Origin of the sequence: Thalassospira sp. CH_XMU1420-2, from assembly GCF_037029325.1 — a bacterium.
GTDB classification, from domain to species: Bacteria; Pseudomonadota; Alphaproteobacteria; order Rhodospirillales; family Thalassospiraceae; genus Thalassospira; species Thalassospira povalilytica.
The window spans coordinates 1-22,328 of the sequence record NZ_JAYMEG010000005.1 but is presented as its reverse complement, the minus strand read 5'-3'; the positions used below and the strand labels follow the sequence as shown (position 1 = coordinate 22,328).

The window sequence follows — 22,328 nt, the reverse complement described above, 5'->3', positions numbered from 1 at the left end:
CACCCGCCAAGGTGGTATCAAGACAAAATGTCCACTCGCAAATGCAACATTTCACAGTGCATCTCTGCCCGGATAGCAGGAATTTCGGTGATACGGACCTTGCTTTTTCACACCGATCTGGTAGCGATAAAGGGTCAAAAACAGGTTAGGTCGGTGCGGTTGGCCCGGCCCCCGCAGATGCGGGTCCTTCCGTTGCACTGTAACGGCCCATGACTTTCAGGATGTGTGCAATGTGCGCACGCCAACAGAAAGGAATGGCCATGCAACAGCAAATCTCTGTCATTACGCTTGGAATCAACGATCTTGACCGGTCGCGGCGCTTTTATCAGCGCGGCTTTGGCTGGGTCCCGGTGTTTGAAAATGCCGATATCAGTTTTTACCAGATGAACGGGTTCGTTCTGGGGACCTGGTTAAAGGACGCGTTGCTTGATGATATGCAACGCCCCGAAGGCGATGGTCCATCGGCCTTTTCACTTGCCCATAATGTCGCAGATGGCCATCAGGTCGGTGAACTGATGGACCGGCTGATCGCGGCGGGTGGCAAAATGTTGCGCCCGGCCGATGCACCACCCTATGGCGGATTGCGGGGCTATGTTGCCGACCCGGACGGACATGCGTGGGAAATCGCCTGGAACCCGGCCTGGACCATTGATGCCAACGGACATGTCCGTTTTGGTGTTTGAGGGCATCTGTTACGCCCGCAAACCGGTGGCCGTGCTTTGCCCTAGCCTGCTTCGGGCAGCCAGATGGTAAAGGTTGTGCCCTTTTGCGATGCGCTTTGAACATCAAGTCGGCCGCCCTGGCGATCAATCAGGGTCTTGGTGATCGACAGACCAAGACCCGTTCCCTGCTGTCGCTTGGTTGTATAGAACGGATCGAAAATCCGGTTCAGGACATCTTCGCTCATGCCAATGCCGGTATCGCGCACGGTGATGCGTATCCCCGGACGGCCATCGTGATCGGCGTCTTCGTCAATCAGGGTCAATGTGCCGCGGTCCGGCATTGCGTGCAGGGCATTGACCATCAGATTGACCAGCACCTGCTGCAATTCGGTCCGGTTCATCAGAACCAGTCGGGTTGACTGATGTTCGCGCACGACCTCGATATCGGCACGGCTGAGCAGATGGGCAACCAGCGGCATGCAGTCATCAATCACCTGTGCGACACTGTGACGTTCGACAAAGCCTGCGTATTCTTCGGGTTTGGCAAATTGCAGAAGCTTGGTCACGATCAGATTGATCCGGTTGACCTGTTCATCAATCAGGCGAAATTCCGTATTGGCGATCTTTGCATGATCGCCAAGCAGATCACGCACCACATCAAGATTGCCCTGAAGAACGGCGACCGGATTGTTGATTTCATGGGCCACACCGGCGGTAATTTCGCCGATCGCGGCCAGTTTTTCGGACATGATCAGCTGTTTGGTCGTGGTTTCAAGCGCCCGATTGGCATCGCGCAATTCGCGGGTGCGCGCATCGACCCGGGCATTGAGCTGATCATTCCAGGCACGAAGACGTTTGTCGCGTTCCTGGACCTGATCAAGCAGATCATCAAGATGATCGGCAACCAGGGTGATTTCGTCCTGCACCTGATCAAGGTTGGTTCGCGCCGACAGATCACCGCTTTCAACCCGGCCGATGGTGTTGGCCATGCGTTCAAGCGGTTTGAAGATGCCGCGCGCCCAGCGCAGGAAGATCGGCACCGACATTGCCGCCACAAACAAAAATGCCCCGATCAGGATCAAAAGGCTTTCATATTTGGTCTGGGCAAACGGGGCCTCAAGGAAACCGACATACAGCATCCCGACCCGCTTGCCGAAGCTGTCCTTGATCGGTTCATAGGCCGAAATATACCAGTCATTGACCACAAAGGCGCGATCAAGCCAGACCCGGCCGTCTTCCAGAACAGTTTTGCGCACGACACTTGAAACACGGGTGCCCAGCGCACGACGGTCGGCAAACAGCCGGACATTGGTGCTGATGCGCACATCATCAAGAAACAGGGTTGCGGTCCCCTGACTGCCTTCGGGCAGGCTGCTTTGACGATAGACAAGATCATTGATCGTATCGATGAAGCCCAAATTCTGGTTCAGCAATATCCCGCCGACCAGGGCCGCCCGTTTGCCCGATGGCAATTCAACCGGACTTGCCGAATGGACCACCATGCCGCGGGTTTCGGCATTGCGCGTGGTCGGAACCGCGTTGGGCGTATCAATCAGATCAACGCGCGCCCGTGCCGCAAGGTCGGGTGAAAACCCCATCAGGTCGGTATTGCTGAAAATATCGATGCTGGTTGATGACCGCCCGGCAAAGGCGCTGGCAATGACCGGCCAGTCGCCCGTCGTTTGTCCCGATGTTCCGCCATCGGCAAGATAAAGAAAATCAAGACCAAGCGTCTGTTTGCGTTGCGCCAGAAGCGATGCCCGCGCATCGGGATCATCCGCAGTCAGGACATTGCGAAAGGCGACAGATTGTCCAAGGGCAGCGATCTGTTCGCCGGTATTATCAAGAATGTGGGTGAAATATTGATGGGCAATCGTCAAATCGCCACTGACTTTCGAGGTCAGCAGCGCATCAAACTTGGAATTCCAGCGCACCATCATCACGCCAAGCAATAATGGCAAAATGACAAGCGTTGGCAAAAGCGCAATCGCCAAAAGCTTGAAGCGCACAGAACGTGTGCGTTTTGGCCGATCAACAGATGATCCGGAAAACAGTATCATTCCTGTTCCCAGCTGGCGCATTTGCGGTCGATCGTCTTGCGCGAAACGCCAAGCCGCCGGGCCGCTTCATTCCGGTTGCCACCGGTTTTGTGCAACATCGCCAGAATGTGACGGCGTTCCATTTCATCAAGGGTTTCGTCGCTTTCGACCGCTGTATCCTGATCGCCATGGTCCCCGTGATCGGCGGTTTCGTCGCGGAATTCGTTGGGAAACCGCCCAAGGATCAATGTCCGTTCAATCAGGTTGCGCAATTCACGCACATTGCCCGGCCAGTCATAGCGCGTCAGTCCGGCACGCACGGCACTGTCCATCGCGACCTGGCGCACGCCAAGCTGTTTGGACAATTTGGTCATGAACAATTCAGCCAGTTCAAGCACGTCATCCCCGCGTTCGCGCAAAGGCGGCATTTCGATATGCATGACATTGATGCGGTAAAACAGATCGGCACGGAAACGCCCGGCTTCGACTTCGGCCTCAAGATCGGCATTGGTCGCAAAGATAAAGCGCAGATCGACCGGCGCTTCGCGTTCGGACCCGACCGGACGGATACGGCGACTTTCGATTGCACGCAAAAGCTTGCTTTGGGTGGCCAGTGACAATTCGCCGACTTCATCAAGAAACAGGGTGCCGCCCTGGGCATGCATGAAAAGACCGTCGCGTGCCGTCTGTGCACCGGTAAAGGCACCTTTGACATGACCAAACAGCTCCGCCTCGATCATTTCGGACGGAATGGCGGCACAGTTGATCGGCACAAACGGCTTTTGCGCGCGATCCGACAGGGCATGCAGCGAACGGGCGGTGACTTCCTTGCCCGTACCGCTTTGTCCCGAAATCAGGATCGATGTCGGAAGCGGTGCCACACGCGCAATGGTTTCGCGGATTTCCTGAATTTGCGGGGAATAGCCGATCAGTTTGTCACGCAGCAGCACGTGATCGGATGTTGCGCGCAATTCATGGCGCAATACGTGGTTTTCACGCCGCAGGCGCATCCGGTCCAGGCAACGGGCGACCGCGTTCAAAATCTGGTTGGACCGGAAAGGTTTGAGAACAAAATCAACCGCCCCGGCGCGCAGGGCCTTGATCGCGGTATCAAGATCGGCATAGGCCGTCATCAGGATGGCGTCGGAAAAGAAGCCGATTTCGCGTTGTTCGGTCAGCCATTCGACGCCGCTTTTGCCCGGCATGATGTTATCAAGGATCACGACATCAAAATGGTGCTGATCCAGCAAGGCGGTTGCCTGTTCGCAATCGGCGGCTTCTTCGACCCGTTTGGCGCGCGGGCCCAATGTGCGGACCAGAAAGTTGCGCATGCCCGGTTCGTCATCGACGATCAGAATTGATGCCTTTTCAAGCCAGGGACCGAATTCCGGTCCCGGCGCGTTAAAAGCCGTGTCATTGCCAACAGTTGGCGCCGTCCCGTCCGATGCGCCCATAACGGTCGATCTCATGACGTCCTCCGCAGAAACTTATTATTGTTTTTATTATAGGTCTTACTCAGTCGAGTACAGTTCGCAAAAGCTTAGTGCAGCTATACATGAAATGCAAAACGTCGCCCCCTGCCCCCGAACCCCGCCGGTTCGCAAGGCTTTGCGATATTTGCAAATGTTTCCAGAAATCACAAAAGGCGGCCTTAAAGCCGCCTTTTGCATCACTATCTGGTTGAATTACCCGGGTTAACTAGTTCGGAATAACCGCCGTGGCTTCGATTTCAAGCAGGGCTTCGTCTTCGACAAGGGCGCTGACCACGACCATGGTCATGGCCGGGAAATTCTTGCCAAGAACATCGCGATACGCACGGCCAACTTCGCGCTGCTTGGCGAGATATTCCTGTTTGTCGGTGACATACCAGGTCAGGCGGGTCAGATGTTCGGGCTTGCCGCCCGCCGCATCAAGAACAGCGGCAATGTTTTTAAGCGCCTGTTCCATCTGTCCGACAAAGTCCTTGGCAACGAAGACCTGATCTTCGTTCCAGCCAATTTGTCCGCCGATATACAGGGTGGCACCTTGTGCAAGGACACCGTTTGCATATCCCTTGGGCTCTTTCCATCCGTCTGGCTGAACGATTTTATGCATTGTTTTCTACCACTTGATTGATTTCTTTTTCGATTTTGGCACGCAAATCATCTGGCCAGGCCACTGACTTTCCGGCCCCTTTTTTGGTAAAGACCAGTGTTACCGTTGTTTTCAGGCGTTGCTCGTCACCTGCGAAAGCTGCGATTTCCAGCTCAAGACTTGATCGTCCGATCCGGATCGGTTCCAGACGAAATTCCAGCTGATCACCCAACATGCTTGGCGCGGTAAAGGCGATGGTCAGCCCCGCCGTCGGAACGGCGGCCTGCATCGGGCCATGCATGGTCGGAAACCCGCATCCGATGACCGCGTCAAACCATTCTTCGACCGTCGCGTTCACCATTTCGAAATAGCGCGGATAAAAGACAATCCCCGCCGGGTCGCAATGTTGAAACAGGACTTTCTGCCGATAGGTGAAAACAGCCATATCAGACCCCCAGATACCGGTCGGCCAGATCGTCGGTCAGTTCGTTCACCGCACCGGTCCAGGCGGTAACGCCCTTTTCAACGACGACATAGCGATCAGCCACCCCGGAAAGTTCCTTAAGCGACTTATCGACCACAAGGATGGTCAGACCCGATTGTTTGAGCTGATTGATCGCCGCCCAGATTTCCTGACGCACCACGGGGGCCAGCCCCTCGGTTGCTTCATCCAGGATCAGCAAGCGCGGATTGGTCATCAATGCGCGCCCGATGGCCAGCATCTGCTGTTCACCGCCTGAAAGGGTCATGGCCTTTTGATCGCGCCGTTCGGCAAGGCGCGGGAACAGTTCGGCGACCTTGTCAAAATCCCATTCCCCGGGACGGGCCGCGGCAATCAGGTTTTCAGTCACACTGAGGCGGGCAAAGCACCGGCGCCCTTCGGGCACCAGACCAAGGCCAAGGCGGGCGGCCTTATGCGATGGCATTTTCGCAAGATCATGACCGGCAAAACGGATCGAACCATCACGATGTTCCATCATGCGACAGATGGTTTTGATCGTGGTGGTCTTGCCCATGCCGTTACGGCCCATAAGGGCAACTGCCTCGCCCTCATTGAGCGTCAAATCAATGCCAAAAAGCGCCTGCGATGCGCCGTAAAAGGCGGTCACGCCGCTAAGTTCGAGAAGTGCAGTCATGTCAGGCTTCCTCCCCGAGATAGGCACGTTTGACATCTTCGTTGCCGCGGATTTCATCGACCGTCCCGGTCGCGATAATCCGGCCATAGACCAGAACCGAAATCCGGTCGGCGAGCGCAAAGACCGCATCCATGTCATGTTCGACCAGAAGGATCGGGGCCTGCGCACGCAAACCATCAAGGAACCCGGTCAGGCGTTTGGAACCTTCCGGCCCCATACCGGCCATCGGTTCATCGAGAAGGAACGCCTTGGGTTCAAGGGCAAGGGCCACGGCCATTTCAAGCTGACGGCGTTCGCCATGCGAAATATCGGCCGCACGCATCTGCGCACGATCGGCAAGACCAACACGTTCAAGCTGTGCCATGGCCGGTTCGACAAGTGATTTGTCACCAAGAACCGGGCGGAAAAAGCGAAATACCTTTCCACTGACCGACTGGCGCGCCAGCATCACATTTTGCAGAACCGAGAATTCCGGCATCAGGGAGGACACCTGAAATGTTCGGGCAAGGCCCATGCGCGAGCGGGCAACTGCATCAAATTCGTTGATCAGCTGACCATCGAAATGAATGTTACCGCTGTCAGATTGGATTTCGCCCGCGATCTGTTTGATCAGGGTCGATTTACCCGCCCCGTTCGGACCGATCAGGGCATGAATTTCACCGGGACGCAGATCAAGGGTCACATCATCACTGGCAAGTAACGATCCGAACTGTTTGGTGATGTTTGAAAGCGAAAGAATGGCATCAGGCATGTTTACGCTCCCCGGCCAGAACACCGACCAAACCACCGCGGGCAAACAGCACCACAATCAGCAACAACACACCAAGCGGCAGTTGCCAGAATTCCCAGACACCGCCAAGCAGATGTTCGAGAATGATATAAAGTGCCGCACCGGCCAGCGGACCAAACAGACGTCCAACCCCGCCCAGAATGACAAAGATCATGATTTCGCCCGACATATGCCAGGACAGCATGGTCGGACTGACAAAGCGGTTAAGATCGGCATATAGCGCCCCGGCAAGGGCGGTAATCATTGCCGAAATCACAAAGGCAACCAGACGGATACGGAACGGCGCAATGCCCACCGCCGTCATGCGTTGCGCATTCTGGCGCGCGCCCTGAAGGGCAAGACCAAAGCGTGACCGGATCAGAACTGCCGAAAACAGCATGACAATCCCCAGCATCACCGCGCAAAGGGCAAAGAAGCTGATCGGATCCAGGGTATTGAGCCCCGGGAAGCCATTGCGCACATAGATCGACAATCCGTCTTCGCCGCCATAAGCCGGCCAGGAAATGGCGAAGTAATAGATCATCTGGGCAAAGGCCAGGGTGATCATGATGAAATAGACACCACTGGTCCGAAGCGTGATCGCCCCGATCGCCAGCGCAACAAGGGCCGATACCACAAGGGCCACGATCCAGATCACAATCATCTGGGTGGTGCCTTCGATCAGGAACGGGCTTTCCATGATCGGTTCATAATTGAGCGCATGACTGGCAAGAATGCCCGCCGCATAGCCGCCGATGCCAAAGAACGCCGCATGACCGAATGACACAAGGCCGCCAAAACCAAGAACAAGGTTAAGTCCGACCCCGGCCATGGCAAAGATCGCCACCTTGGTTGCAAGGGTAATGATAAAGGGTTCATCCATCCCCATCGCAATCAGCGGCACAGCCACAAGTGCAATGGCCAGAATGGAATTGATAAGTGTTTCGCGGTTCATGGTCATATCAGGCTTCCGTCCCGAACAAACCGCTTGGACGCAGGAACAGAACCAGCGCCATCACGATATAAATCAACATGGATGCAAGTGCCGACCCGATTGCCGTCGCACTTGACGGATCAAGGAAGGTGGCAAAGGCATGCGGCAACAGGAAACGCCCCATCGTGTCGGTAAACCCGACCAGAAGCGATCCAACCAGCGCGCCCTTGATCGAGCCGATACCGCCAATAACAATCACGACAAAGGCCAGAATAAGCACGGGTTCACCCATGCCGACCTGAACCGACTGGGTCGTGCCGACAAAGGCACCGGCAAGCCCGGCCAACGCCGCGCCGAGCGCAAAGACAACCGTATAAAGACGGTCGATATTGACCCCGAGGGCAGCGATCATGCCACGATCTGCCTCACCCGCGCGGATGCGCACCCCAAGACGGGTCTTGCCAATCAAAAGGAACAGGCCGACCGCAACCAGAAGCCCGGCAATAATGATCGCCAGACGGAAAATCGGATATTCAAGCGCGCCGGGCAGAACGACCGTACCGGTCAGGATATCAGGGACGCTCAGGAAAAGCGGGAAGGAACCGAAAAGCCAGCGGGTCCCTTCGGAAAAAACCAAAATAAGGGCAAAAGTCGCCAACACCTGATCAAGATGATCACGGTTATACAAGCGGCGAATAATCAGCATTTCAACCAGAACACCGGCAAGTGCAGCGGCCATCAGACTTGCAACAAGACCAAGCCAGAATGAGCCGGTCCAGGCCGCAACAGCAGCACAGGCAAACGCACCAACCATATAGAGCGAGCCGTGGGCAAGGTTAATCAGCCCCATCACACCGAAAACCAGCGTCAGCCCCGATGCCATCAAAAACAGCATCAGACCGGACTGAAGGCTGTTTAACAGCTGCTCCAGAAAAAGAGAGAACATTATTGGAAACTCCGTCACAAGGTGGTCGGGGACCGGTCATTGACCGTGACCGGCCCCCACCGTCTTGTCAGCTCGTCATTACATCGAGCATTCCGACGCATAGGCGTCAGAGTGGTCTTTAAGGGCGACACCAACGATCTTGTTGGTCAGAACGTCACCTTCCTTCACGACTTCACGAACATAGATGTCCTGAATCGGGTGCTGGTTCGGGCCAAAGATGAAGTTGCCACGCACCGAATTGAAATCGGCAGAACGCAGGGCGTCACGGAACGCTTCCTTATCGGAAATGCTTGCCTTGCCCATTGCTGAGAGCAGCAGGTTTGCCGTGTCAAAGCCATAGGATGCATAAAGCGACGGCAGGCGACCGTATTCGGCCTGGAAGGTTTCAACGAATGCCGCATTCGTCGGGTTGTCGATGTCTTTTGACCAGTTCGAGGTGTTTTTCACACCAAGTGCTGCGTCACCAACCGCGCCGAGAATGCCCTGATCCATCGAGAATGCCGGACCGATCAGCGGAATATCAACACCGGACTGGGCGTACTGTTTCATGAAGGCGATGCCCATGCCGCCCGGAAGGAAGAAGAAGACACTATCTGCACCCGATGCACGGATCTGTGCGATTTCGGCGGCATAGTCGGTCTGGCCAAGCTTGGTGTAAACTTCTTCGGCGATATCACCCATGAAGAAGCGTTTGAAACCAGCCAGCGAGTCCTTACCGGCCGGATAGTTCGGCGCAAGAATGAAGGCCTTCTGGTAACCGGCACTTGATGCATAGCCACCGGCTGCTTCATGCAGGTTGTCGTTCTGATAGGAAACGCTGAAATAGTTTTTGTTGCAGCCTTTGCCGGCAAGCTGCGACGGGGCAGCGTTGACCGACAGATAGATTTTGTCCTGTGCAACTGCGGACGGTACAACCGCCATGGCCAGGTTCGACCAGATGATACCGGTCAGAACATCAACCTTTTCCTGCTGGATCATTTTGTCAGCCAGCTGAACCGCAACGTCCGGTTTGCGCTGATCGTCTTCGATCACGACCTGCAGGTCCGGATTGTTTGCCTGTTTGACAGCCAGCATAAAGCCGTCACGTGCATCGATCCCCAGACCGGCACCGCCACCCGAAAGCGTCGTGATCATGCCGACCTTGACCGGATCAGCGTGCGCCGACCCGGCTGCAAGCAAAGCAGCAACTGCTGCGATGGTTGTCTTGATACCCTTCATTAAAGCCTCCGTGTTAATACGATTTTTCATTTAGCAACACGTTGATCCCACGACATTTATGTCTTTTTGCGTCGTGGTTTTCGTGAACCTGATGCCTGCCCCTGATCTTGCAGTATTTGCATCGGGTCCGTCCATCCTCAAAGCGTGGTTCGCACCCGCCAGAGTTCCGGAAACAGTTCTACTTCCAGCATTTTCTTAAGATAACTGACACCACCGGTTCCGCCGGTCCCGCGTTTGAAACCAATAACGCGTTCGACCGTGGTCACATGGTTAAAGCGCCAGCGACGGAAGTAATCTTCGAAATCGACCAGCTTTTCAGCCAGTTCATAAAGCGACCAGTGCTTTGCCGGATCGCTGTAAACCTTGTGCCAGGCGGCAATCACCGCATCATCTGGCGTATAAGGGGCCGAAACATCGCGGTTCAGAATATGATCGGGAATATCAATCCCCTCGCCCGCGACAAGATTAAGCGCCGCGTCATACAGGCTTGGCGTTGCCAGTTCGGCCTTGAGCATTTCCATGATGTCTTCGCGATGTGCATGCGGGCGCAACATCGCGTGATTGCGATTGCCCAGCATGAATTCGATCTGACGATACTGATAGGACTGGAACCCAGAAGACGGGCCAAGCGCATCACGGAACGTCGTATAGTCACTTGGCGTCATGGTGCGCAAAACGTCCCATGCGTTATTAAGCTGTTCGAAAATCCGCGACACACGGGCCAGCATTTTAAAGGCCGGGCGCAAATCCCCACCCCGAATGGCCTTGCGCGCAGCCGCAATTTCGCGGATCGCCAGTTTCATCCAAAGTTCGGATGTCTGGTGCTGAATGATGAACAGCAATTCGTCATGGGCATCCGATTGCGGATGCTGAGCGGTCAGGATCGCATCAAGGGACAGATAATCCCCATAGGACATCTGATCGGAGAAATCCGTGCGGGCACCTTCGGTGCCGGGATCATAGGGGGTGGTCGGTTTTGCCATGATCAGGTCACCGCATTGCGTTTGTGAAATTCCGGCTTGTCCCAAGCCCGGGTTTCCATGATTTCAGCAAGGATTTTGACCGCACCATCAACATCGGCATTGTCGATATAAAGCGGGGTAAAGCCAAAACGGATCACATCAGGGGCACGGAAATCACCAATCACCCCGCGTGCGATCAATGCCTGCATCACCGCATAGCCCTGATCAAACCTGAACGACACCTGTGATCCACGGTTTGCGGCATCACGCGGGCTTGCAAGTTCGAGCATCGGGCAGCTTGCCTCGACCCCGGCGATGAATTGTTCACAAAGTTCGATGCTGCGTGCACGGATATCGGCCATTTCAACGCCGTCCCATGCCTTCATTGCTTCTTCCAGAACTGTCATCTGGATCACCGGCGGGGTGCCAACCCGCATGCGCGACACACCGGGTGCCGGGGTGTAATCCGGGTCAAAGGCAAAGGGGGCGGCATGACCAAGCCAGCCCGACAATGCCGGACGGGCAATCTTGGCATGATCGGGACGGACATAGATAAAGGCCGGCGCACCGGGACCGCCATTGAGATATTTATAAGTACATCCCACTGCGAAATCGGCATTGCACCCGGCCAGATCAACCGGCACCGCACCAGCCGAATGGGCAAGATCCCAGATCACCAGGGCACCCGCAGCATGCGCAAGTTCGGTGATGCGTTTCATGTCATGCATGCGGCCCGTGCGATAATCCACCTGGGTCAGCATCAGCACAGCCAGATCTTCGTTGATCAGGCTTTCGACATCTTCGGGATTTGGGGTTTTAAGAACATGCCCCTTATCCAGACTTTTGATCAGGCCATCGGCCATATAAAGATCGGTCGGGAAGTTGCCGTTATCAGAAACAACAACCTTGCGATCCGGGCGCATTTCAAGCGCACTTGCCAAGGCCTGATAGACCTTGATCGACAGGGTATCGCCCATCACGACCGTACCGGGTGCCGCCCCGATCAAACGTGCGACAAGATTGCCGACACGTTCGGGTTGCTCCATCCATTTGGCTTCGTTCCAGCCACGGATAAGCATTTCCCCCCATTCATCCTCGATCATCGCCTTGGCGCGGTTTGCAGCCGTTTTCGGCAGCACGCCAAGCGAGTTCCCGTCAAGGTAAATCACACCTTTGGGGATATGGAACAGGGATTTGGTGGCGGCAAAGTCGGTCATGCAGACATTTCCTGTTTCAGTCTGAAGCGCTGGATTTTTCCAGTCGCGGTTTTTGGCAGTGTCTCGATAAAGACGACGGAGCGCGGATATTTGAACGGCGCGATCGTCGCTTTTACATGATCCTGAAGCAGTTTGGCCATCTCGGGTGTCGGGAGGAAACCGTCCGCCAGAACGATATGGGCCTGAACGATGGTGCCGCGTTCTTCATCGGGGGCACCGATCACGGCACATTCTGCCACGGCCGCGTGGGACAGAAGCGCCGCTTCGACTTCGGGACCGGCAATGTTATAGCCCGATGAAACGATCATATCGTCATTGCGCGCCGCGAAATGGTAATAGCCCTTTTCATCGACAAAGAACGCATCCCCGGTCAGGTTCCAGCCATCGCGGACATAGACGGCCTGACGAACATCATCCAGATAACGACACCCCGTCGGACCACGCACGGCAAGACGCCCGACCGTGCCAACCGGCACTTCGTTCATGTCATGATCGACGATCTTGGCCTCATACCCGGAAACCGGACGCCCGGTACAGGCCGGGTGGCTGTCGCCAAAGCGGTTGGAAATAAAGATATGGAGCATCTCGGTCGCGCCAATGCCATCAAGCATCGGCTTTCCGGTTTTGGCCATCCATGCCTCATAGACCGGGGCCGGAAGCGTTTCACCGGCCGAAACAGCGGCACGCAAGGATGAAAGATCCGCCCCGTCATCCATCGCCGAAAGCATCACCCGATAGGCGGTCGGGGCGGTAAAGCACACCGTCGCCTTATAGGTTTCGATGATTTCGATCATGTTGGGCGGGGATGCCTTTTCAAGCAGTGTCGCCGTTGCCCCGAAACGCAGCGGGAAGATCGCAAGCCCGCCCAGACCAAAGGTAAAGGCAAGCGGCGGCGAACCGACAAACACATCATCGGGCGTCACATTGAGCACTTCCTTGGCATAGCCATCCGCAATGATCAGAAGATCACGGTGGAAATGCATGGTGGCTTTGGGGCTGCCGGTGGTGCCCGACGTAAAACCAAGCAATGCCACATCGTCACGCCCGGTTTTAACCGCCTCGAACTTGACCGATTTGGTCAGGGCAATGCGATCAAGTTCGGCATCATGATTGGCCGTGCCATCAAACCCGATGACCTTTTTCAGGAACTTGCTGTCCTTGGCGCAGGCCACCAGTTCATCCATCAGACGCGTATCGCAAAGGGCAAATTCAATTTCGGCCTTATCGACAATCTGACCCAATTCGCCGGCACGCAGCATCGGCATGGTATTGACCACAACCGCGCCGGCTTTGGTCGCCGCCAGCCAGCAGGCCACCATTGCCGGGTTGTTGGCCGAACGGATCAGAATGCGGTTGCCGGGCTTGAGGCCGTAATCTTCGACCAGCGCATGGGCAATGCGGTTGGTCCAGTCAGCCAGTTCCTTATAGGTACGCTGGCGACCATTGCCGATCAGGGCGGTGTTATCCCCAAAACCCTGTTCGACCATTTTATCGGTCAGCTCAACACCGGCATTCAGATATTCGGGATAGTCGAACCCATCCAGATTGATTTCCGGCCATTCATTGAGCGGCGGGAGCTTGTCCCGGGTGAAGCTATCGGTATGTGCGGTTGGTCCGAGCATTGTGAAGTCCCTGATACAGCCATTATTGCGCCAGCGTTTGCCGTGCGATGATTATTTTCTGGACGTCGGATGCGCCTTCATAAATGCGAAGGGCGCGAATTTCCCGGTAAAGCGATTCAACGATGTGGCCACTGCGCACACCATCGCCGCCATGAATTTGCACCGCCTTGTCTATGACGGTTTGTGCATGATCGGTGGAATAAAGTTTGGCCATCGCCGCTTCGCGGCTGACGCGGGCGGCACCATTGTCTTTCAACCACGCGGCCCGATAAACCAGAAGTGCCGACGCATCGATATCAAGTGCCATGTCCGCGACATGTCCCTGCACCATCTGAAGATCAAATAACGGCGCGCCAAACAGTTCGCGTTCCTGAACCCGCGTGATGGTTTCATCAAGGGCACGCCGCGCAAAGCCAAGGGCCGCCGCCGCAACGGTCGAACGGAAAACATCAAGCACCGACATGGCGATCTTGAAACCATCCCCGCCCTTGCCGATCAGGCTTGAGGCCGGTATACGGCAATCGGTAAATTTCAGCCGTGCAAGCGGATGCGGGGCAATGGTGTGCAAACGTTCGGCAATTTCAAACCCGGGAATACCGGCCGGGATCACAAAGGCCGAAAGCCCCTTTGCCCCGGGTGCTTCGCCGGTGCGCGCAAAAACGCAATAGAAATCGGCAATGCCACCATTGGAAATCCAGGTTTTCTCACCATTCAGAACAAAGTCATCGCCATCGCGCCGGGCATCCAGGGCGATATTGGCAACGTCTGATCCCGACTTTGGTTCGGTCAGGGCAAAGGCAGCGATCCCCTTGCCGGAACGTACTTTTGGAAGCCACTCCCTCTGATGGGCTTCCGTTCCAAACAAGGAGATCGCGCCACTCCCCAAGCCCTGCATTGCAAATGCGAAATCGGCCAGACCGTCATAGCGTGCCAGTGTCTCGCGGATCAGGCACAGCGATCGGACATCCAGTTTCGAATTGGGATCAGTGCCATCAATCGCGGCATGGCGAAGCCATTCGCCCCCGGCAAGACGCCCCACAAGATCCCGACACGCGGCATCGACATCACCATGATCAATGCCATCAAGGTTGGCCGATGCCCATGCATCAAGACGCGTCGCCAGTTCACGGTGGCGATCTTCGAAAAACGGCCAGTCAAGGTAGGATGTATCAGCCATCAATTGCCCTCAAACACCGGTTTTTCCTTGGCGACAAAGGCCTTGTAGGCGCGGTTGAAATCTTCGGTCTGCATGCAGATCGCCTGCGCCTGTGCTTCGGCCTCGATGGCCTGTTCAATCGACATGTTCCATTCCTGGGCCAGCATGGTTTTGGTCATCATGTGACCGAAATTCGGGCCCTGGGAAATACGGGTGGCAAGGGCGATGGCTTCTGCTTCGAGAACATCGGCTTCGACCAGACGGTTATAGAACCCCCACCGTTCGCCTTCCTCGGCCGACATGGAACGACCGGTATAAAGAAGTTCGGCGGCACGGCCCTGACCGATGATGCGCGGCAGGATCGCACATGCGCCCATATCGCATCCGGCAAGACCGACACGGGTAAACAGGAAGGCCGTTTTGGATGCTGCGGTTGCCAGACGCAGGTCGGATGCCATGGCAATGATTGCCCCCGCACCCACACAAACGCCATCCACAGCCGCAATCACCGGCTTGCCACAGCCAATGATCGCCTTGACCAGATCACCGGTCATGCGGGTGAATTCCAGAAGGCCCTTCATGTCCTTTTTGATCAGCGGACCGATAATGTCATGCACATCCCCGCCAGAGCAGAAATTGCCACCGTTTGATCCGAACACCACGGCCTTGACGTCATCGGCATAGACGAGATCGCGGAACGTATCGCGAAGCTCGGCATAGCTTTCAAAGGTCAGCGGGTTTTTACGATCCGGCCGGTCCAGTGAAATGACGGCAACGTCGCCTTCCATACGCCAATTGAAATGGGTCGGTGTGATGTTGGCCATCCTAGTCATGGTGGGGCGCCTCGTTATGGTGGGAGATGGTGCGAAGAATACGAATAAGGGCATCGGCATCCGATGACGACAGATCGGAAAACAGATCGGAAACCCAGCTTTCATGAACCAATGCGCGTTCGGCGAAATCCTTTTCGCCTGCCTCGGTCAGGCGTACGATGGATGCCCGGCGATCATTTTCGACCGGCAGGCGGACCACCAGTCCCTCTGCCACAAGCCGGTCCACGATGCCGGTGACATTGCCGTTCGAAACCATCAGCGATTTTGAAAGTTCGCTCATGCGCATGCCATCGCGTTCGCGATAAAGGGCGGCCAACACATCAAAGCGCGGCAAGGTCGATCCGAACTCGACCCGCATTTTTTCGCGAAGTTCGCCTTCGATCTTGCGCGACACTTTCAGGATTTGCAGCCAGGCCCGCAGGCGCGCCTTGGAGATATCAGACGTTTCGTTTCCGCCCGGTCCGGTGGCATTTTCGGATTTGTTCATATTCATGCTTCTCCTCCCGACACCGAAATCGTCTGGCCGGTGATCGATCCCGCATTCGGGCTGCACAGCCACATCACGGTTTCAGCAACCTCGTCTGGTTGAATGAACCGGTTCTGCGGATTGATTTTGGCAAGGCTTGCGCGGGCCTGATCACGGGTCATGCCGGTTTTCGCAACGATGTTTGCCACCGACTTTTCAAGCATCGGTGTTTCCATAAAGCCCGGGCAAACCGCATTGACGGTGATCGGGCTGCTGGCAAGTTCAACGGCCATCCCCTTTATCAGGCCGACAACGCCATGCTTTGCCGCGCAATAGGCCGTGACATAGGCATAACCTTTAAGCCCCGCGGTCGAGGCAATCGAAATCAGTCGCCCCGGCTTGGCCTTGTCCATCACGGCAAGCCCTTCGCGGAAGGTCAGAAACGTGCCGGTCAGATTGACATCAATGGTGCGTTTCCAAAGATCGACCGACATTTTGCCGACCGGTGCACTTTCGGCCATACCGGCATTGGCAATCACCAGATCGGGCGCCCCCATGGTTTCGACCATGGTGGTGAACATGTCGCGCACAGATGTTTCATCGGTAACGTCTGCTGCGATCGCCATGATGTTGTCATGCTGGGCGACCTCGGCCAGAACATCGGTCCGGCGGCCTGAAACGGCAACCTTGACCCCGGCATCGGCCAGCATCCGGGCCATAACCGCCCCGACACCTGAACCGCCCCCGGTTATCAATGCACGCTGAATGGCAAGATCACCCATCACGAATTACACCTTTCCGGTCATGACATCGGCCCGCTCAGAAAGACGCCACATCTGATCACGCCCGGCATAATAAGGGGCCGGCCAGTTTTCGGTGCGATTGCCAAGCTGGGCTGCCTGATGCAGCGTCCAGTACGGATCGGCCAGATGCGGACGAGCCAGACAGACAAGATCCGCACGCCCCGCCATCAGGATCGAATTGACGTGATCGGGTTCGTAAATATTGCCAACTGCCATGGTCGCCATTTTGGCTTCGTTGCGGATACGATCAGAAAACGGCGTCTGGAACATGCGGCCATAAACCGGGCGCGCATCCTTTGTCGTCTGACCGGCCGAAACGTCGCAAATATCAACATCATTGGCCTGAAGAATGCGGGCAATCTCAACCGCTTCTTCGGGTGTGACCCCGGCATCCCCGACCCAGTCATTGGCCGAAATACGCACCGACATCGGCTTGTTGGTAGGCCAGGCCGCACGCACGGCATTGATGACTTCAAGCGGGTAACGCATCCGGTTTTCAAGCGATCCGCCATATTCATCATCACGCGTGTTGCTGACCGGGCTGATGAAGGATGACAGAAGATACCCGTGCGCGGCATGGACTTCGATCATGTCAAATCCGGCGCGGTCGGCCATTTTGGCCCCGGCAACGAACTGGTCACGGACCGTATCCATATCTTCGCGCGTCATGGCCTTGGGAACCGCATTGCGATCCGACCAGGCAATGGCGGATGCCGACAAAAGCGGCCAGTTGCCGTCTTTTAACGGCGCATCCATTTCTTCCCAACCCAGTTGGGTTGACCCCTTGCGTCCGGAATGACCGATCTGCATGCAGATTTTCGCATCTGTTTCGCCATGCACGAAATCGGTGATCCGTTTCCAGGCCGCTTCATGGGCACCATCATAAACACCCGGGCAGCCCGGCGTGATCCGGCCATCGGCCGAGACACAGGTCATTTCGGTATAAACCAGCCCCGCACCGCCCTTGGCACGTTCGGCATAATGGATCAGATGCCAGTCGGTCGGGCAACCATCAACGGCCTTGTATTGCGCCATCGGGGAAACAACGATGCGGTTTTTCAGTTCCATATCGCGCAGTTTGAACGGCACAAACATCGGGTGACGGACCGGTTCGGATGCCGGCAATCCTGCCTTGCGCTGGAACCAGCTTTCCGCACCTTCCAGCCATTTGGCATCGCGCATGCGCAGGTTTTCGTGGCTGATACGTTGCGATCTGGTCAAAAGAGAATAGGTGAACTGGACCGGGTCAAAATCAAAGTAACGTTCGATCTCTTCGAACCATTCCATCGAGTTGCGCGCAGCTGACTGCAGGCGCAGCACCTCAAGACGGCGTTCGTCCTCATACTTGCCAAAGGCCGATTTCAGATCGGGCTCGGAATGCAGGTAATTGGCCAGCGCAATCGCACTTTCAAGCGCAAGCTTGGTTCCCGACCCGATCGAAAAATGCGCGGTCGCAGCGGCATCGCCCATCAGGACGATATTTTCATGGGACCAGCTTTTGCACAGAACGCGCGGGAAACTCAGCCAGGCCGAACCACGAATATGATGGGCATTGCTGATCAGGGCATGACCACCAAGATGATCCTTGAAAATCGCCTCGCAGGTTGCGATCGACTCTTCCTTGGACATCTCGCCAAAGCCATATGCGTCCCAGGTTTCCTGCGAGCATTCGACAATAAAAGTCGCGGTTTCGTCATCAAACTGATAGGCGTGCGCCCAGACCCAGCCCTTGTCGGTCTGTTCGAAGATGAAGGTAAAGGCATCGTCGAACTTCTGATGCGTGCCCAGCCAGACAAACTTGCATTTGCGGGTATCAATATCGGGCTGGAACTGATCGGCAAACTCGCTGCGGGTTTTGGAATTCAACCCGTCGCTGGCAACCACAAGATCAAATTCCTTGGCATAGCTTGCCGCACTTTCGGCCTCGGTCTCGAACCGCAATTCAACACCAAGTTCACGCGCACGTTGCTGAAGCAGGATCAGAAGCTTTTTGCGGCCAATACCGCAGAAACCATGACCGGTCGAAACAGTCTTTTCGCCGCGATACTGAACCGCAACATCATCCCAATAGGAAAAGTTGGCACGAATGGCCTCGGCACTTTTGGCATCATTTTCGGCCAAGTTATCCAGCGTCTCGTCAGACAGCACCACGCCCCAGCCGAATGTGTCATCGGGCTTGTTGCGTTCAATCACCACCACCTCATTGGCGGGATCGCGCAATTTCATCGAGATTGCAAAATAAAGTCCCGCAGGACCGCCACCCAGACAAGCTACTCTCACCAGCTTTTCCCTTCCTGATTTGTTTGGTTGTTTCGGGAAACTGATAAAACGGTACGCCTCGTTCTGTTTTATTTCAAGCACAAATATTTTAAGTTTGAAATATCTGTGAAGTTGCCTAGAATTTGTCCTATAACCAGAATGCGCAAGCCCGCCTTTGACCGCGGGACCGAACCGCCACCACATCGAATATCAGGGAAGAAGTCACATGATTACCGACTGGGATGATGCTTATGCCAATGGCGACCATATTGCCGATGCCGGATCCTTTCCGGGCATGTGGGCTGAACAATCCTCCCGGTTCCGCGATGCCCTGATTGCCGATGGCCGAGCCGAACTTGATGTTCCCTATGGTACGGCTGATCGCGAAAAATACGATCTGTTCCTGCCTGTCGGCGCCCCAAAGGGCCTGGTCGTTTTCGTTCATGGCGGTTATTGGAAGGCCTTTGACAAATCAAGCTGGTCGCATCTTGCCAATGGTGCGGTCGCCAAGGGTTGGGCTGTTTGCCTGCCAAGCTATACGCTCGCACCCGATGCCCGCCTGTCCCAGATCACCCGACAGGTTGCCTTGGCAATCAATCATGTTGCGGGCCGCATATCTGGTCCCATTCACCTGACCGGACATTCGGCGGGCGGGCATCTTGTCAGCCGGATGGTTTCAAACACCTCGCCCTTAGCACCCGGTGTTATGGCACGGGTTGAAAACACGGTGTCAATTTCCGGCCTGCATGATTTGCGACCGCTTTTGAACACGTCGATGAATGATGTCTTGGGCCTTGATGAAGAAGAAGCGGCAACCGAAAGTGCAGCCCTTCTCAAACCAGCCCTGCCCTGCTCGATCACCTGCTGGGTTGGTGCCGATGAACGTCCGGAATTTGTCCGCCAGAATGATTTGCTTGCCAATATCTGGACCGGGCTTGGCGCATCGACCCGTTCGGTTCATGCCCCGGACAAGCATCATTTCGATGTCATTGCCGATCTTGCCGATCCCGAGTCTGATCTGACGGCCTGCCTTTTGACACCGATCAGCGGGGAGGATGACTGATATGACCACCGTCACCCTGACCCGTGAAGACCATATCGGCATCATCACAATCAACAACCCGCCGATCAACGCCACCAGCCATCCGGTGCGGGCCGGCATCGTTGATGCCCTTGATCAAGTCGATCATGATCCGGCCATCCGGATCGCGATCCTGATCTGTGGCGGCAAAACCTTTATCGCCGGGGCCGATGTGACGGAATTTGGTCAACCGCCCAAAGACCCGATCCTTCCCGATGTGATCAAACGGCTCGAAGCAGCAACCAAACCGGTTATTGCCGCCATTCACGGTCATGCCCTTGGCGGCGGGCTCGAAGTCGCGCTGGGATGTCATTACCGGATTGCAGACAAATCGGCCAAGCTTGGCCTTCCGGAAGTCAATCTTGGCCTGATCCCCGGTGCGGGCGGCACTGTTCGCCTGCCCCGTCTGGTCCCTGTGACTGAGACCATCAACATCATCACGTCCGGCAAACCTGTTTCAAGCACCAAGGCCAACGAAATTGGCCTGATCGATGCGATTTGCCACGGCGCGCTGCTTGATGCCGCCAAGGACTTTGCCCAGACGATCCTTGATCGGGAGATGCCGGTCGCCCTTGTTGATCGTCCGCCGGTCGATGTACCCGACAGTTCCGCATGGGACGACATTGTCGCATCCGCCCGTAAAAACGCCCGCGGCCAGATTGCACCGCTTGCGGCCATTGACGTCCTGCGTACCGGCCTTGAAAAGGGCGCCAAAGACGGTCTTGCTTATGAGCGTCAAACTTTTGTCAAACTGCGCGACAGCGATCAGTCAAAGGCGCTTCGCCACATCTTCTTTGCCGAACGTTCGGTTGGCAAATTGCCCGAGCTTTCCGGTGTCGATCCCGCACCCATTACCGATGTCGGCGTGATCGGCGGCGGCATCATGGGGGCGGGCATTGCAACCGCATCCCTGCTTGCGGGCTTTAAGGTCACGATCATCGAACGCAATGAAGATGCCTGTGCGAATGGCCGCAACACGGTCGAAAAGCATCTTTCAGGAAGCCTCAAGCGCGGATTGATCACTCAGGACCGCTTTGATCAGTTGATGGCTGCCCTTTCAACCAGTACGGACTATGCGGCCCTGGCTTCGGCCGATCTGGTGGTTGAAGCCGTCTTTGAAGATATGGCGGTCAAGCACGACGTGTTTGGCAAACTGTCCCTTCATTGCAAACCCGATGCGGTTCTGGCATCCAACACGTCCTATCTTGATATCAACGAAATCGCGGCAAAATGCGTTAATCCTGGGCGCGTGATCGGGCTTCATTTCTTCTCGCCCGCCCATATCATGAAGCTACTTGAAATCGTCCGAACCAAGCAGGCCGATGCCAAAAGCCTTGCGACCGCCTTTGCCTTTGGCCGTGCTCTTGGCAAAATTGCCGTTCCATCCGGCGTCTGTGACGGCTTTATTGGCAATCGCATCATGTCGGCCTATCGCAAGCATTGCGAATATATGCTCGAAGACGGTGCCCTTCCCCATCAGATCGATGCTGCCATGGTCGAATTTGGCTTCCCGATGGGCCTTTTTGCCATGCAGGATATGGCTGGTCTCGAAATTTCCTGGGCCACGCGCAAACGCCTTGCCCCCTTCCGTGATCCGGCAGAACGCTATGTCGCACTGGGTGATTACCTGTGCGAAATGGGACGTTTTGGCAAAAAGAACGGCCTTGGATGGTATCGTTATGACGAACATGGCAAAGCCCAGCCGGACCCGGAAGTCGATGCGCTGGTCATTGCCGAGTCAGAAAAGAAGAGCATCACACGCCGCGACTTTTCCCACGATGAAATCATCGACACCATCCTCGCGGCCATGCGCAATGAAGGCGACAAGATCCTGAGCGAAGGCATCGCCAACAGCCCGGATGCCATCGACGTTGTGATGGTCAATGGCTATGGCTTCCCAAGACATAAGGGCGGGCCCATGTTTTTGACGCGCTCTGACAAGTAGGGATTGCGGCGACGGCAACGGGATTTGGTTCTGGCTGCTCTTGTCTCTTGTCTTTGCAAAGAACCTGCAAACAGGCAGCGGTAAGATTTGACGAAGGGGCGATAGCGCAGTCTGCGCGCGACCTGACGGTCGTGCTCGACCTTCAGCTTAAAATCGCTCCACTGGAGCGATTTCTTCACAGCTTCAGCCTTCAAGTTATGAGCGCAG

At 55.8% G+C, this 22,328-nt stretch carries 20 protein-coding genes; 3 read left to right on the top strand and 17 right to left on the bottom strand.

Annotated elements, in window-relative coordinates; translation table 11 throughout:
• Positions 1-260 precede the first annotated feature (260 nt).
• On the top strand, positions 261-683 hold the full coding sequence (locus WA429_RS15420; RefSeq protein ID WP_287466492.1) for a VOC family protein: 423 nt from the start codon (positions 261-263) through the stop codon (positions 681-683).
• Positions 684-724: 41 nt separating this feature from the next.
• Here the strand turns inward: WA429_RS15420 and WA429_RS15415 are convergent, their stop codons facing one another.
• The 17 genes from WA429_RS15415 to WA429_RS15335 all read right to left on the bottom strand — a co-directional run bounded on the left by WA429_RS15415 (position 725) and on the right by WA429_RS15335 (position 19,116).
• Complete coding sequence (locus tag WA429_RS15415) at positions 725-2,722, bottom strand: HAMP domain-containing sensor histidine kinase (protein WP_287466493.1); 1,998 nt, start codon at positions 2,720-2,722, stop codon at positions 725-727.
• Positions 2,719-4,170, bottom strand: coding sequence for a sigma-54-dependent transcriptional regulator (locus tag WA429_RS15410; RefSeq protein ID WP_287466494.1), 1,452 nt, complete (start codon positions 4,168-4,170; stop codon positions 2,719-2,721). Before WA429_RS15410 ends, WA429_RS15415 begins: the two co-directional genes overlap by 4 nt.
• A gap of 229 nt (positions 4,171-4,399) precedes the next feature.
• Complete coding sequence (locus WA429_RS15405) at positions 4,400-4,795, bottom strand: RidA family protein (protein ID WP_068518457.1); 396 nt, start codon at positions 4,793-4,795, stop codon at positions 4,400-4,402.
• On the bottom strand, positions 4,788-5,219 hold the full coding sequence (locus WA429_RS15400) for an acyl-CoA thioesterase (protein WP_068518458.1): 432 nt from the start codon (positions 5,217-5,219) through the stop codon (positions 4,788-4,790). The genes WA429_RS15405 and WA429_RS15400 overlap by 8 nt, the downstream gene beginning before the upstream one ends.
• A 1-nt stretch (position 5,220) precedes the next feature.
• On the bottom strand, positions 5,221-5,910 hold the full coding sequence (locus WA429_RS15395) for an ABC transporter ATP-binding protein (protein WP_101247815.1): 690 nt from the start codon (positions 5,908-5,910) through the stop codon (positions 5,221-5,223).
• A 1-nt stretch (position 5,911) separates the two neighbouring features.
• On the bottom strand, positions 5,912-6,661 hold the full coding sequence (locus WA429_RS15390; RefSeq protein ID WP_068518460.1) for an ABC transporter ATP-binding protein: 750 nt from the start codon (positions 6,659-6,661) through the stop codon (positions 5,912-5,914).
• Positions 6,654-7,640: a branched-chain amino acid ABC transporter permease gene (locus WA429_RS15385; RefSeq protein ID WP_068518461.1), complete on the bottom strand. Its 987-nt coding sequence runs from the start codon at positions 7,638-7,640 to the stop codon at positions 6,654-6,656. Before WA429_RS15385 ends, WA429_RS15390 begins: the two co-directional genes overlap by 8 nt.
• Before the next feature lies 1 nt (position 7,641).
• Complete coding sequence (locus WA429_RS15380) at positions 7,642-8,559, bottom strand: branched-chain amino acid ABC transporter permease (protein ID WP_068518462.1); 918 nt, start codon at positions 8,557-8,559, stop codon at positions 7,642-7,644.
• 78 nt (positions 8,560-8,637) lie between these two features.
• A complete protein-coding gene (locus WA429_RS15375; RefSeq protein ID WP_101247813.1) occupies positions 8,638-9,777 on the bottom strand; it encodes an ABC transporter substrate-binding protein in 1,140 nt (379 codons plus the stop codon).
• Between the two features lie 137 nt (positions 9,778-9,914).
• On the bottom strand, positions 9,915-10,760 hold the full coding sequence (gene kynA / locus WA429_RS15370) for a tryptophan 2,3-dioxygenase (protein ID WP_287466495.1): 846 nt from the start codon (positions 10,758-10,760) through the stop codon (positions 9,915-9,917).
• Between the two features lie 2 nt (positions 10,761-10,762).
• Entirely contained in the window at positions 10,763-11,956 is a 1,194-nt protein-coding gene (gene kynU / locus WA429_RS15365; RefSeq protein WP_287466496.1) for a kynureninase, read from the bottom strand.
• Positions 11,953-13,578, bottom strand: a complete 1,626-nt coding sequence (locus WA429_RS15360) for an AMP-binding protein (RefSeq protein ID WP_287466497.1) — start codon at positions 13,576-13,578, stop codon at positions 11,953-11,955. The genes kynU and WA429_RS15360 overlap by 4 nt, the downstream gene beginning before the upstream one ends.
• A 22-nt stretch (positions 13,579-13,600) precedes the next feature.
• On the bottom strand, positions 13,601-14,755 hold the full coding sequence (locus tag WA429_RS15355; RefSeq protein ID WP_287466498.1) for an acyl-CoA dehydrogenase family protein: 1,155 nt from the start codon (positions 14,753-14,755) through the stop codon (positions 13,601-13,603).
• Positions 14,755-15,567 (bottom strand): enoyl-CoA hydratase family protein, encoded by an 813-nt coding sequence (locus WA429_RS15350; protein ID WP_068518468.1) that lies wholly within the window; start codon positions 15,565-15,567, stop codon positions 14,755-14,757. Before WA429_RS15350 ends, WA429_RS15355 begins: the two co-directional genes overlap by 1 nt.
• Positions 15,560-16,060, bottom strand: a complete 501-nt coding sequence (locus WA429_RS15345) for a MarR family winged helix-turn-helix transcriptional regulator (RefSeq protein WP_068518469.1) — start codon at positions 16,058-16,060, stop codon at positions 15,560-15,562. Before WA429_RS15345 ends, WA429_RS15350 begins: the two co-directional genes overlap by 8 nt.
• The gene (locus WA429_RS15340) at positions 16,057-16,815 is read right to left on the bottom strand and encodes an SDR family NAD(P)-dependent oxidoreductase (protein ID WP_114113810.1); all 759 of its coding nucleotides are present in this window, start codon (positions 16,813-16,815) and stop codon (positions 16,057-16,059) included. Before WA429_RS15340 ends, WA429_RS15345 begins: the two co-directional genes overlap by 4 nt.
• 6 nt (positions 16,816-16,821) lie before the next feature.
• A complete protein-coding gene (locus tag WA429_RS15335) occupies positions 16,822-19,116 on the bottom strand; it encodes a bifunctional salicylyl-CoA 5-hydroxylase/oxidoreductase (RefSeq protein ID WP_287466499.1) in 2,295 nt (764 codons plus the stop codon).
• Between the two features lie 205 nt (positions 19,117-19,321).
• Here WA429_RS15335 and WA429_RS15330 point away from each other — a divergent pair, with 205 nt between their 5' ends.
• Both WA429_RS15330 and WA429_RS15325 read left to right on the top strand, forming a co-directional pair.
• Positions 19,322-20,158 (top strand): alpha/beta hydrolase, encoded by an 837-nt coding sequence (locus WA429_RS15330; RefSeq protein WP_287466500.1) that lies wholly within the window; start codon positions 19,322-19,324, stop codon positions 20,156-20,158.
• A 1-nt stretch (position 20,159) separates the two neighbouring features.
• Positions 20,160-22,121, top strand: a complete 1,962-nt coding sequence (locus WA429_RS15325) for an FAD-dependent oxidoreductase (RefSeq protein ID WP_287466501.1) — start codon at positions 20,160-20,162, stop codon at positions 22,119-22,121.
• Positions 22,122-22,328 lie beyond the last annotated feature (207 nt).

What these genes read in the sequence shown, in the direction of transcription:
- WA429_RS15420 (WP_287466492.1), top strand. Translation starts at nt 261, where the DNA reads ATGCAACAGCAAATCTCTGTCATTACGCTTGGAATCAACGATCTTGAC.
- WA429_RS15415 (WP_287466493.1), bottom strand. Translation starts at nt 2,722, where the DNA reads ATGATACTGTTTTCCGGATCATCTGTTGATCGGCCAAAACGCACACGT.
- WA429_RS15410 (WP_287466494.1), bottom strand. Translation starts at nt 4,170, where the DNA reads ATGAGATCGACCGTTATGGGCGCATCGGACGGGACGGCGCCAACTGTT.
- WA429_RS15405 (WP_068518457.1), bottom strand. Translation starts at nt 4,795, where the DNA reads ATGCATAAAATCGTTCAGCCAGACGGATGGAAAGAGCCCAAGGGATAT.
- WA429_RS15400 (WP_068518458.1), bottom strand. Translation starts at nt 5,219, where the DNA reads ATGGCTGTTTTCACCTATCGGCAGAAAGTCCTGTTTCAACATTGCGAC.
- WA429_RS15395 (WP_101247815.1), bottom strand. Translation starts at nt 5,910, where the DNA reads ATGACTGCACTTCTCGAACTTAGCGGCGTGACCGCCTTTTACGGCGCA.
- WA429_RS15390 (WP_068518460.1), bottom strand. Translation starts at nt 6,661, where the DNA reads ATGCCTGATGCCATTCTTTCGCTTTCAAACATCACCAAACAGTTCGGA.
- WA429_RS15385 (WP_068518461.1), bottom strand. Translation starts at nt 7,640, where the DNA reads ATGACCATGAACCGCGAAACACTTATCAATTCCATTCTGGCCATTGCA.
- WA429_RS15380 (WP_068518462.1), bottom strand. Translation starts at nt 8,559, where the DNA reads ATGTTCTCTCTTTTTCTGGAGCAGCTGTTAAACAGCCTTCAGTCCGGT.
- WA429_RS15375 (WP_101247813.1), bottom strand. Translation starts at nt 9,777, where the DNA reads ATGAAGGGTATCAAGACAACCATCGCAGCAGTTGCTGCTTTGCTTGCA.
- kynA (WP_287466495.1), bottom strand. Translation starts at nt 10,760, where the DNA reads ATGGCAAAACCGACCACCCCCTATGATCCCGGCACCGAAGGTGCCCGC.
- kynU (WP_287466496.1), bottom strand. Translation starts at nt 11,956, where the DNA reads ATGACCGACTTTGCCGCCACCAAATCCCTGTTCCATATCCCCAAAGGT.
- WA429_RS15360 (WP_287466497.1), bottom strand. Translation starts at nt 13,578, where the DNA reads ATGCTCGGACCAACCGCACATACCGATAGCTTCACCCGGGACAAGCTC.
- WA429_RS15355 (WP_287466498.1), bottom strand. Translation starts at nt 14,755, where the DNA reads ATGGCTGATACATCCTACCTTGACTGGCCGTTTTTCGAAGATCGCCAC.
- WA429_RS15350 (WP_068518468.1), bottom strand. Translation starts at nt 15,567, where the DNA reads ATGACTAGGATGGCCAACATCACACCGACCCATTTCAATTGGCGTATG.
- WA429_RS15345 (WP_068518469.1), bottom strand. Translation starts at nt 16,060, where the DNA reads ATGAATATGAACAAATCCGAAAATGCCACCGGACCGGGCGGAAACGAA.
- WA429_RS15340 (WP_114113810.1), bottom strand. Translation starts at nt 16,815, where the DNA reads ATGGGTGATCTTGCCATTCAGCGTGCATTGATAACCGGGGGCGGTTCA.
- WA429_RS15330 (WP_287466500.1), top strand. Translation starts at nt 19,322, where the DNA reads ATGATTACCGACTGGGATGATGCTTATGCCAATGGCGACCATATTGCC.
- WA429_RS15325 (WP_287466501.1), top strand. Translation starts at nt 20,160, where the DNA reads ATGACCACCGTCACCCTGACCCGTGAAGACCATATCGGCATCATCACA.